The following is an 11,141-nucleotide window of genomic DNA, read 5'->3' on the forward strand; positions in this document are numbered from 1 at the left end:
GGTCAGTGTTGGCAATAGCAATCGAGATAAGCTGCCAAACGCCCTCTAGATTCTGCAAAACATCATTGTTCCAAAACCGCAACACTCGATAACCGCGTGACTCCAGCCAGCGGGTACGCCTGTCATCGCGAATGACAGCGCAGTCATCGGCATGCTGACCACCATCGACTTCTATTACGAGCTTTGCATGTGGGCAGAGGAAGTCGACCACGTATGGGCCAATAGGCTGCTGACGCCGGAAAGAAACGCCTTCCATTTGGTGACGACGCAAAACACTCCAGAGTCTCCGCTCGGCCTTGGAAGAGGAACGCCGCAACATGCGAGCACGGGTGGTGAAGGGTCGTTTACCCCCCTCCCTAACCCTCCCCCTCAAGGGGGGAGGGGATTTGTCGTTCGCTTGCATCATTTGCACCAATTTCAGCCTTTGCCTTTGTTTTCTTCCATCAGCGCGACGAAGCGCTTGAAGAGATAGTGGCTGTCCTGAGGACCTGGCGACGCCTCGGGGTGGTACTGCACCGAGAACACCGGCCTGTCCTTCACCTTCAGCCCGCAATTCGAGCCGTCGAACAGCGAGACGTGCGTCTCCTCGACATTTGCCGGAAGACTCTCACGGTCGACGGCGAAGCCATGATTCATCGAGGTGATCTCGACCTTGCCGGTGGTGAAGTCCTTCACCGGATGGTTCGCGCCGTGATGGCCCTGATGCATCTTGCGCGTGGTGCCGCCAAGCGCGAGCCCCAGCATCTGATGGCCGAGGCAGATGCCGAACACCGGCAGGCCTGAATCGACGAGCTTCCTGATCTCCGGCACCGCGTAGACGCCCGTCGCCGCCGGATCGCCGGGGCCGTTCGACAGGAACACGCCGTCTGGCTTGCGCGCCAGCACCTCCTCGGCCGTCGCCGTCGCCGGCAAGACGGTCAGCTTGCAGCCCGCGGTAGCAAGCTCGCGCAGAATGTTGCGCTTCAAGCCGTAGTCGATGGCGACGACATGGAAGCGAGCGGCGGTCTCGTGCCCGTAGCCTTCGTTCCAGCGCCACTCAGTCTCGTTCCAGCCATAGCTCTGGCCGCTGGTCACATCCTTGGCGAGGTCGAGCCCGACCATGCCGGGGAAGCCTGCAAGCGTGCGATTGAGCGCGGCAAGATCGAACTTGCCGTCAGGCGCGTGCGCGATCGCCGCATTCGGCATGCCCTTCTCGCGGATCAGGGCGGTGAGCGCTCGGGTGTCGATCCCGGTGATGGCAATGATGCCGCGCGCTTTCAGCCAATCGTCGAATTCCTGCCTAGCGCGGTAGTTCGAGGCGCGCGTGATCGGCGCCCTCAGCACGCAGCCGCGCACACCGGAGGCGGCGGCGAGGCTCGCCGTCTCGATGTCCTCGGTGTTGGTGCCGACATTGCCGATATGCGGGAAGGTGAAGGTGATGATCTGACCGGCATAGGAGGGATCGGTCAGGATCTCCTGATAGCCGGTCATGGCGGTGTTGAAGCAAACCTCGCCAACCGCAATGCCGACCGCACCGGCGCCCTTGCCTTCGATCACGGTGCCGTCGGCAAGCACGAGCAACGCCGTGGCGCTCTCCTCGCCCCAGGGGGCGGTCGCCCGCGCGCGTGCGTTCAGGGCCTCTCCGGCCGGCATGTCGGGATTGTCGTTCATCGGCTTTCGTTGTACCCGCCTGAGCCAAGGCGGCAGGGCTTGAAGTCGGTGCACGTCTTGTCGGCGTCAAGACCGACACTTCTGCCACGCATCCAACGAGCCCAACTCTTACGTGACGCAGCGAACGCGGTCAAGTTGGGGAGAGAAATATTTACATGTGAAAACAATAAGTTATCGAAGCGAAATCACTTGCCTCAATTCAGACGCTCAATTACTTTCGAAACTTCTTCCTCGATTCCCCTGTGACACCCATGCGCGAGACCATCACCGCCGCACTGAAGCTCGCGACCAAGGCCCAGGACAAGCGCCGCATCTCGACGTTGCGGCTGGTGTCCGCCGCCATCAAGGACCGCGACATCGCCGCGCGCACGGCAGGCAAGGGCGAAGCGACGGATGCCGAGCTACTCGAGCTTTTCGCCAAGATGATCAAGCAGCGAGAAGAGTCGGAGAAAATTTATAGAGACGCCGGCCGCGCCGAGCTTGCGCAACAGGAGGCCGAGGAGATCGCCATCATCCGCGAGTTTCTGCCCAAGCAGCTCTCCGAGGCCGACATGCAGAAAGCCATCGCCGCGGCGATTGCCGAAGCAGGCGCCACGAGCGTCAAGGACATGGGCAAGGTGATGGCGGCGCTGAAAGCCCGCTATGCCGGTCAGATGGACTTCGCCAAGGCGAGCGCGGCTGTGAAGGCGAAGCTCGGATGATCGCGCCACACCTTTGTCATTGCCCGGCTTGACCGGGCAATCCAGTAACCACCTACGCGGCGATCAGGAACCGAGAGCGCCTGGACTACTGGATGCCCGCCTTCGCGGGCATGACAAGCACTCGAATCGCAATCGCTTTGCACAAATCTTTTGCACAACGGCTCTCATTCCGCACTCCGCGATCCACGTTTCCCTCATCATCTGAAATTCAAATCGACCGTTCCGAAAACTCCCGCGGCCTTTTGTCTTGCACTGCAACATAGTTCTGTCACTGCACCGCAATAAGAAACTGTGCAATGCAGCACGTGATTCGTTCACGCGCGCATCAAACTTCAATAGGAGGCCAATAATGACCCCACGTATCCAACTTAAGCTTTTCACCGCCGCTGCGGCTTTGACCCTTGCCGGTTTCGCCGCCGGTAGCCCCGCCGCCGCCCAGGAGCCGCTGACCCGCGCCGGTCCCGTCGGCCCTTACGAGCCGATCCTTGCTTCGGTCGGCTCCAAGCGGCTCATCGCGTTCTTCGTGCCGGACAACGGCCGCTGCGCCGTCAATACCGTGGTGTGGGATAGCCAGGCTGCCGAAGCGCCGTATTCCTCGGCGCGCATGCGCATCAGCCTCAACCCTGGCCAGGCGTTCCAGCTCGATGGCGCCAAGCTCGAGACGGTCAGTGTCCAATGCGGCGACAATGCCTCGACGCTTAGCGTTGGCGGTCCGGCCTTGATCCCGACAGCCGCAACCTCTTCCAGGTAGTCTCGACGCCGCTTCTGACGTTCAGCCGGGTGGAGCAAGCCTTTGCTCCGCCCGGTTTGTTTTTCCGGCTATTTCCGCTTTGCTTCCTGCAACCGCTGCATGAAGTGGCGCAGCACGGCGTTGATGCGCGTCTGGTAGCCAGACCCAAGGGTCTTGAAGAAAGCGAGCACGTCCTCATCGAGCCTGATCGAGATCGCCTCTTTCCGCCGCGGCATGACGAGCTCGGCTTTGGACCAGTCAAAATTTGCTGGGTCTGAGTCCAGATCGCGTCTGATAGCCGCGTCAATCTCTTCGTCGGTAAGACTACGCAGGCGCTTCCAATCAGTTTTTCCCTTTCGCAGATCGGTAGCCGATCGCCTGGTGATACGTCTCTCGCTCATCGCTTCTCGCTCGCCGCGCCGAAATGATTCGGCACCGGTCCTCTCGCATCGTGTAGACGACGGTTATTTCCGTCTCGTGCAAACGTCCAACAGCCAACCATCTGCCTTCTGTGCCTCTCTTTGAGGGCGCGCAAATGTGGGGCTGGCGAAACATCGCTTTGGCATCTTCAAAGTCAACCTCATGCACAGCCCAATTCTCTGCGCGCTTTGCTTCATGCCATTCGAACTCATCAAACTCGGCAGCATCGACAATTTTGTATCGCGTGCGCATTTGCGGAACCTGGGATCCGACAATCGCATCGCTGCAGGGATGGAGTTCCGCTGCCATCCGTCACTGTATATACAGTATGTATCTACAGATGTGAAGCGCGTGTCAGATTCGGCTGCCCTCGGTCCCCGCATGACGCCTCGACATCCTAAACATTGTTCTCTATTTGTTCCAGTGAATATCGTTGATTACGGAAAGGCTGGTGTGGCTTCCAGGCTGGCGCTAGCGCTCACTCGAACCAATGAAATTCCCCGATTCGTTCCTCGATGAGATCAGGGCGCGGCTGCCGGTCTCGACCGTGGTTTCACGCCGTGTGCCGCTGAAGCGGGCGGGACGCGAATGGAAAGGGCTGTCACCTTTCAATCAGGAGAAGACGCCGTCCTTTACGGTCAACGACCAGAAGGGATTCTATCACTGCTTCTCCTCAGGCAAGCACGGCGACATCTTCGGCTTCGTCATGGACACCGAGGGCCTGAGCTTCCCTGAAGCGGTGGAACGGCTCGCGGGCGAGGCCGGCCTGCCGCTGCCGAAGCCAGACCCGCAATACGAGCGGGCCGCGAAAGAACGCTTGGGCCTTTACGATGCGCTCGAGGCGGCAAGCGCCTACTTCGAAGAGCAGCTTTCATCGCGCGAAGGCCGCGAGGCGCTGGCTTACGCCGAGCGGCGCGGGCTCAGCCCGGCGACGTTGAAGGAGTTCCGCATCGGCTTCGCACCGAACGCGAAGGAGGCGCTGAAAGCGACTCTCATCAAACGCGGATTCAGCGAGGCCCAGCTCATCGAGACCGGCCTCCTCATCAAGCCCGACGACGGCCGCAGCCCCTATGATCGCTTCCGCCACCGTCTCACGATCCCCATCGTCAACGCGCGTGGCCGCATCATCGCTTTCGGCGCCCGCGCGCTCGACGCCGCGACCGAGCCGAAATATCTGAACTCGCCCGAGACCAAGCTGTTCGACAAGGGCTCGACCGTGTTCAATTTTGCCCGTGCCCGCGGGGCCGCTTTCGAGCACGGCGAGCTCGTCGTGGTCGAGGGCTACATGGACGTGATCGCGCTGCATCAAGCCGGCTTCCATCACGTGGTGGCGACGCTCGGCACTGCCTTCACCGAACGCCAGATGGATCAGCTTTGGCTGCTCGCGCCTGAGCCGATCGTCTGCTTCGACGGCGATCGAGCCGGCGAGGCTGCCGCGGCGCGTGCCATCGACCGCATGCTGCCGGTTTTGCGCGAGGGACATTCCTTCCGCTTTTCCTTCCTGCCGCAAGGCTCCGATCCCGACGACCTCGTGCGCAATGAGGGCGCGGGCGCGCTCGCCCGCTGTCTCGCCGAGGCGCGGCCGTTGATCGATATTCTGTGGCAGCGCGAATGCGCGGGGCACAATCTCGATACGCCTGAGCGGCGCGCGGCGCTCGAAGAGCGGCTCGAGCAGCTCCTTGCCACCATCGCCAATGCGCGGGTGCGGGAGCATTACCGCCGCGACATCAAGTCGAGGCTGTTTGCGCTGTGGCGCGACATCGGCAAGCGGAGCGGAGGTCCGGCCAAGCCGTCGCCACCTCCATCCGCGGGCAAGAGCGGGGCGCGGCCGCTTCCCTCAGCCCATGGCTTCGCCATCACCATCATTCTCGCGCTCGCCCATCATCCTTCGCTGCTCGATCATTTCGCCGAGGAGGTGGCGCATCTCGACATCAGGCAGAAGCAGCTCGCCGAGCTTCTCGGCTTTCTCACCGAGGCGATCTTCCAAGATCTTGGCATCACGCGCGAGCACCTCGCCGAGCTGATGCGCGAGAGCCGCCACGCCAAGCTGTTCGACACGCTCGACCGGTCGAGCGCCTTCAAGCGCATCGCCTTCCTGCAACCTGAGACCGCTGCGGCCGAGGTCGAGGAGCATTTCGCCGAGCTCATCTACCGCTGGACCACGCTCAAGAGCCTCGACAAGGAGGTGCAGGATCAAGCGCTCGACCTCGCCGATCTGTCGGAAGCCGACTTCGAGCACTTCTCCGAGTTGCAGCGCCAGGTTGCCAATGCCGGCCTCCGCCATGCCGCCGACGATGCCGGGGACCGCGACAGCGCCAAGCGCTTCCAGGAGACCATCGCCAGGCTGAAAGGCGAGAATATCGGCGGCCAGCGGGGGCGCCGTCCTGACCGGCGCGCGGACCAGCGCTAGGACCCCCGCAACCGGCACCGATATTGCATTGCGAACGCGACGCGAACTGAGCGCGGTTTCAATGGCTAAAGATTGTGCTTTTGAAGGGCTTTGCGGCCTTGACACATCGCCTTAGTCTCGCCAAGTCCATGCCAGGAACTTGACCGGCCGGAAGCGCCGCCAGGGGTCCTTTGGAGAGGGGCTTGAGCGCTTCCACGAGGCGTTGGTTGTTTGGGCCACGCGCCGGCCGGCGTTGCGTTCGCTCGACGGGCTACTCGCCTCGGGCATTCGGGCGGGATCGCCCGGCAAAGACATTCGGTCCGGAACGTTGAGTTCCAATCCTACTGCCCGGGACGGGCAAGCTTGATTGGGGAGAACGAAGTCGGCCAAGGCTTGACCGGTCAGTCTTAGCGATGCTGGCGGCGAGCCGGAGCCAAGTCATGTTTAATCGTCGCTTAACGGTGCTTGCCGCTAATCGTCGAACGGAAATTCGAACAGGCGCCGCAGAGACGGCACGCCTCGGCCACGCGCTTCATCCCCAAGGGCAAGCGCTTCGGAGTACAATGAATGGCAACCAAGACCGCTGAAGCAGAGGATCAGGAGCAGCCGCAGGCTGAGACTTCGGACGGTCCGGTGCTCGATATGTCCGATGCCGCGGTCAAGAAGCTGATCAAGACGGCGAAGGCCCGCGGCTTCGTCACCTATGACGAGCTGAACGAGGTGCTTCCGTCCGAGGAAGTCACTTCCGAGCAGATCGAGGACACCATGTCCATGCTCTCCGACATGGGCATCAACGTCATCGACACCGACGAGGCCGAAGAGCCGGAGGAGGGGGCCGCGGGCGCCGAAGCCGCTCCGCGCGCCGTCGCCACGGTCACGCCGATCGCGGTCAAGCCCGAGGCCAAGGCAGAGCCGACCGAGCGCACCGACGATCCGGTGCGCATGTATTTGCGCGAGATGGGCTCGGTCGAGCTTCTCTCCCGCGAGGGCGAGATCGCCATCGCCAAGCGCATCGAGGCCGGCCGCGAGGCCATGATCGCCGGGCTGTGCGAGAGCCCGCTCACCTTCCAGGCCATCATCATCTGGCGCGACGAGCTGAACGAAGGCAAGATTCTGCTCCGCGACATCATCGATCTCGAAGCCACCTATCAGGGCCCTGACGCCAAGCCCGCGCCGTCGCAGCCTCTGCCCGAGGGCATGAATGGCGGCGAGCCCCATGCCCATGGCGCCAACGGGCAGCACGCGCAGCCGGCGCAAGCCCCCGCCCGCGACGGCGAGGACGGCGAACGCGTCGCCCAGGAAGAATTCGACGACGAAGAGGACGATCTCGAGAACTCGCTTTCGCTCGCCGCCATGGAGGCCGAGCTCAAGCCCAAGGTGCTCGAGACCTTCGACCTCGTCGCCACCAACTACAAGAAGCTGCGCAAGCTGCAAGACCAGGAGGTCGAGCGCGCGCTGCGCAACGACACGCTCTCCACCGGCCAGGAGAAGCGCTACAAGGTGCTGAAGGACGAGATCGTTGCCGAGATCAAATCGCTGTCGCTCAACAACAACCGCATCGAGAGCCTGGTCGAGACCCTCTACGACATCAACAAGAAGCTGATCGGCTATGAGGGTCGCCTGCTCCGCCTCGCCGAGAGCTATGGCGTCAAGCGCGAGGACTTCATCGACGAATATCAGTCGAACGAGCTCGATCCCAACTGGCTCCGCCGCGTCGGCCGCCTGAAGAAGAAGGGCTGGGCCGATTTCGTGCACGACGAGCGCGGCCTGATCAAGGACATCCGCGGCGAGATCCATAACCTCGCCGCCGAGACCGGGCTTCAGATCGCCGAGTTCCGCCGCATCGTGCACATCGTGCAGAAGGGCGAGCGCGAGGCGCGCCAGGCCAAGAAGGAGATGGTCGAGGCGAACTTGCGCCTGGTGATTTCCATCGCCAAGAAATACACCAACCGCGGGCTCCAGTTTCTCGATCTGATTCAGGAAGGCAATATCGGGCTGATGAAGGCGGTCGACAAATTCGAGTACCGCCGCGGCTACAAATTCTCCACCTACGCCACCTGGTGGATCAGGCAGGCGATCACCCGCAGCATCGCCGATCAGGCGCGCACCATCCGCATCCCCGTGCACATGATCGAGACCATCAACAAGATCGTGCGCACCTCGCGCCAGATGCTGCACGAGATCGGCCGCGAGCCGACGCCGGAGGAGCTTTCCGAGAAGCTCGCTATGCCGCTCGAGAAGGTGCGCAAGGTGCTCAAGATCGCCAAGGAGCCGATCAGCCTCGAAACCCCGATCGGCGACGAGGAAGATTCCTATCTCGGCGATTTCATCGAGGACAAGAACGCGGTGCTGCCCATCGACGCCGCCATCCAATCCAATCTGCGCGAGACCACAACGCGCGTGCTCGCCTCGCTCACGCCGCGCGAGGAGCGCGTGCTCCGCATGCGCTTCGGCATCGGCATGAACACCGACCACACGCTGGAAGAGGTCGGCCAGCAATTCAGCGTCACCCGCGAGCGCATCCGCCAGATCGAGGCCAAGGCCCTGCGCAAGCTGAAGCATCCGTCGCGGTCGCGAAAACTCCGGAGCTTCCTCGATAATTAGCAACAATCCTCGGAGTGAGCCGGCACTCGAAAGGCAAAGTTCACTAGTGGCGCGGGTCTCGACCACTCAGCGGAGCCACATGATGGCTTCGGTAAAGAAGAAGCACTCAAAGCCAGAACTTAAGGTTCGCAGCTACTTGCATCGGCAGGGGCTCCGCTTCACGTTGCATGATAGGCGGCTGCCTGGTACGCCCGACATTGCGCTGCCGAAATATCGAACCGTTATATTCGTTCATGGCTGCTTTTGGCACCGTTGCCCCCACTGCTCTGTCGGGAAACAACAGATTCGCTGGAATCTCGGCTATTGGCTGCCCAAGCTTGAACGTAATCAGGCACGCGACATCAAGGCGCAACAGGATTTGTCTGAAGCGGGATGGCGCTCATTAGTGGTATGGGAGTGCCAGGTTGTCGACGAGCGCGTCCTGAGAAAGTTATTAGACAACGTGAGGCGCTACTCTACCGTTGCTCAATTGCGAGCTTTGCAACTTTCTTGAGCCGCTTTTCGCACCAATGCATCATCTCTTTCTTAGTCGGTGCTGGCAGCGCGGCGGTGTCCACCAGCTTTGCGATCCGCAGCCGGTCGAAGATGATGCCCGCACGTGTAGCGGTCTCTCTCCAAGAATTGCCCTCTTGGTGATGGAATGGGACCGCGATTCCTTTCAGTGGCGTTGAATGCCAGTCAATATGTCGTTGCCACATCCTCAGACTGATGTCATCCCGCTTGTCGCGCCAGTCAGTGCCGATGGCGCACTGCGCTAGGATGATGGCTTGACTTGCTCGCGCATCGCCAAAAGGTCGCCAACCAATTAGGTCAACACCGTCATCACCACTGTTATGGCGTTCGAGGTCTCGTTGACCAACAATTTCGCCCAGCTCTTCGACCGTATATGTGAGAGCTTCGGGGAAACTCGGGGGAACAGGCTTGCGGCGTGGTGCCCCTATTCGAATGACGGAGCATTGTAGATACCTCTCAACAGCCTTTGAGGCTAGGACCTCGAATAATTCTGCCGGCTTGTTCGCTGTGCCGCCGCCGTAATTGAGTTCTGTGTAACTCTGGTTCAGCGACGTGAAGAGCATGAAACTATAGGGAAGGTAATCCTTCCAGTCCCCACGTCGAGAATATCCCAGTCCTTGACGCTCCACGGGGTATGTCGCGCCGACGATGTTTTCGCGCATGCGGACCGTTTGATGCATGGACGCCAGCAGCGCGTCCGGGTCTTCGTCGAGGTCCGCTTCGGAAAATACGTCAATGATCGCCGTGTCCGATATGCGACTCGTGTTTTGCGCAAGAAGGCTGACTTCTAGCCAGTCAACGAGTGCCACCGCATCTTGAGATGCCGGAAGAGTGATCATAAGTCCTTAGTCACGCTTGGAAAGTTCTTCAATATTTCTGCGAGCGTGTCGCGGCATCGAGTCAGTGCCTCGATAACATCCTTGCTTTTTTTGTGGCGTATGGACAACGGTAGCGCTTGGTCGAGGTTGTAGCTTGCGGCATTGAGGTTTTCGAGCAGCTTGCGCACTTCGCCGCCAGATATCTCGAATGCGTAATCGAGGTCATCACTCGAGCGCAGCACGTCGAGCGCACGGGCATGCGCCATTACCACGCCAAGCTTTTTCAGCTCGCGTGACTCTCTAAGCACGGCTCTCTTGTCTGACGTGCCAAACGCCCACTCGAAGAATTCCTTGACCTTCTCTGCGTGCTTCTTTGGGACCGGCTTTGCGAGATCCCTTTCGGGCTTATCCAGCTCAAGACCGATGTACGCTCGAATGTTCGGATCAGAAAGCGAGCGACGCAGCACCCCGAAGGCCTGTTCGGCGAAGCGAGTATCGATTGCCAATTGATCGCGCGACTGTCGCACGAGAGTGTAAGCGATGTAGTGCTCTCGCACCGTGGGGGCGCGACTGCCAATAATTCGGGCAATCTGTGCAAATGTGTATTGGCTACCTTCGACCAGCTGCGCGATGTAGCGGGCCTTCTGGTAAGGTCGCCATTGCATCACTCCAGTGATGTGGCGGAAGCCCAAGTAGGGAGTAATTTCGCTCCGTTTATCGTATTCGAGTATAGGAACCACCTTTACGAGCTTCTTGCGGCTGGCAGATAGCTCCTGCCACTGCTTGCGCAGCTCCTTCGGCGCGGCGTTCGGATTATCGAGCAATTGCAACGCGGCGAGGCGTCGGTTTCCCTCTATCACGGTCCACGACTTGCCCCCCCGATCTTTGATGACGACAAGCGGCTCCTCGGAAAAATATCCATTATCGGCGATGGAACGCGCCAGGTCCTGAAGCTCATATTCAAGCGCAAGTTCCTCAAGCAGTTCAGGCTGCGAGGCGTTTTCCAAACCTTCTTTCAGACGCGGGTTTTGGCCATCGAGCCGGAGATCCGACAGCTTGAGCCATTGGACATCCTTTTGCTCAGCTTCGGGCGGAAGCGTGCTCGCGGTCGCGTTTGCCATACAGATTTTCCGTTCGAAAGTTGGCTATTCGCGCGGCCGGCCCCAGTCCTGTTCCTGGATGGTCTTCGTGCCGGCCGATCATATGTAAATAAATCTTGTCTGGGGAGCATACGCGGGACGGTTTTGGCGATGTCCCCCGTCGTCGGATGGCGAGCTTATACCCTTTCTTCCGAATCTTTTTTCCAGAAAGAGATG

General features: G+C 60.6%; 11 protein-coding genes. 5 read left to right on the top strand and 6 right to left on the bottom strand.

Features of this window, described 5'->3' with window-relative positions; genetic code table 11:
- Together ACREC7_RS13200 and carA are read right to left on the bottom strand one after the other, a co-directional pair.
- The coding region (locus ACREC7_RS13200) for an endonuclease domain-containing protein (protein ID WP_431556162.1) at window positions 1–406 on the bottom strand (406 nt) is incomplete at its 3' end.
- An 11-nt stretch (window positions 407–417) separates the two neighbouring features.
- Window positions 418–1,632, bottom strand: a complete 1,215-nt coding sequence (gene carA, locus ACREC7_RS13205) for a glutamine-hydrolyzing carbamoyl-phosphate synthase small subunit (protein WP_431556163.1) — start codon at window positions 1,630–1,632, stop codon at window positions 418–420.
- Window positions 1,633–1,901: 269 nt separating this feature from the next.
- On the opposite strand from carA, the gene ACREC7_RS13210 reads away from it, so the two are divergent.
- Together ACREC7_RS13210 and ACREC7_RS13215 are read left to right on the top strand one after the other, a co-directional pair.
- Window positions 1,902–2,351: a GatB/YqeY domain-containing protein gene (locus ACREC7_RS13210; protein WP_431556153.1), complete on the top strand. Its 450-nt coding sequence runs from the start codon at window positions 1,902–1,904 to the stop codon at window positions 2,349–2,351.
- Window positions 2,352–2,700: 349 nt separating this feature from the next.
- The gene (locus tag ACREC7_RS13215; protein ID WP_431556154.1) at window positions 2,701–3,102 is read left to right on the top strand and encodes a hypothetical protein; all 402 of its coding nucleotides are present in this window, start codon (window positions 2,701–2,703) and stop codon (window positions 3,100–3,102) included.
- A gap of 68 nt (window positions 3,103–3,170) precedes the next feature.
- Here ACREC7_RS13215 and ACREC7_RS13220 read toward each other — a convergent pair whose 3' ends face one another.
- Window positions 3,171–3,482 carry a BrnA antitoxin family protein gene (locus tag ACREC7_RS13220; protein ID WP_431556155.1) on the bottom strand — a complete coding sequence of 104 codons (312 nt, stop codon included), beginning with the start codon at window positions 3,480–3,482 and terminating at the stop codon, window positions 3,171–3,173.
- Window positions 3,424–3,810 (bottom strand): BrnT family toxin, encoded by a 387-nt coding sequence (locus tag ACREC7_RS13225; protein WP_431556156.1) that lies wholly within the window; start codon window positions 3,808–3,810, stop codon window positions 3,424–3,426. The genes ACREC7_RS13220 and ACREC7_RS13225 overlap by 59 nt, the downstream gene beginning before the upstream one ends.
- A gap of 181 nt (window positions 3,811–3,991) precedes the next feature.
- Here ACREC7_RS13225 and dnaG point away from each other — a divergent pair, with 181 nt between their 5' ends.
- From dnaG to ACREC7_RS13240, 3 genes are all read left to right on the top strand, one after another.
- Complete coding sequence (dnaG, locus tag ACREC7_RS13230; RefSeq protein ID WP_431556157.1) at window positions 3,992–5,911, top strand: DNA primase; 1,920 nt, start codon at window positions 3,992–3,994, stop codon at window positions 5,909–5,911.
- 546 nt (window positions 5,912–6,457) lie between these two features.
- On the top strand, window positions 6,458–8,494 hold the full coding sequence (gene rpoD / locus ACREC7_RS13235; RefSeq protein ID WP_431556158.1) for an RNA polymerase sigma factor RpoD: 2,037 nt from the start codon (window positions 6,458–6,460) through the stop codon (window positions 8,492–8,494).
- A gap of 46 nt (window positions 8,495–8,540) precedes the next feature.
- Window positions 8,541–8,987 carry a very short patch repair endonuclease gene (locus ACREC7_RS13240; RefSeq protein WP_431556159.1) on the top strand — a complete coding sequence of 149 codons (447 nt, stop codon included), beginning with the start codon at window positions 8,541–8,543 and terminating at the stop codon, window positions 8,985–8,987.
- Here ACREC7_RS13240 and ACREC7_RS13245 read toward each other — a convergent pair.
- Together ACREC7_RS13245 and ACREC7_RS13250 are read right to left on the bottom strand one after the other, a co-directional pair.
- Entirely contained in the window at window positions 8,950–9,846 is an 897-nt protein-coding gene (locus ACREC7_RS13245) for a hypothetical protein (RefSeq protein ID WP_431556160.1), read from the bottom strand. The genes ACREC7_RS13240 and ACREC7_RS13245 overlap by 38 nt on opposite strands.
- Window positions 9,843–10,946, bottom strand: a complete 1,104-nt coding sequence (locus ACREC7_RS13250; RefSeq protein ID WP_431556161.1) for a ParB N-terminal domain-containing protein — start codon at window positions 10,944–10,946, stop codon at window positions 9,843–9,845. Before ACREC7_RS13250 ends, ACREC7_RS13245 begins: the two co-directional genes overlap by 4 nt.
- Between the last annotated feature and the right edge of the window lie 195 nt (window positions 10,947–11,141).

It is taken from the genome of Methyloceanibacter sp. (genome assembly GCF_050728395.1).
In the GTDB taxonomy this organism is placed as follows: Bacteria; Pseudomonadota; Alphaproteobacteria; order Rhizobiales; family Methyloligellaceae; genus Methyloceanibacter.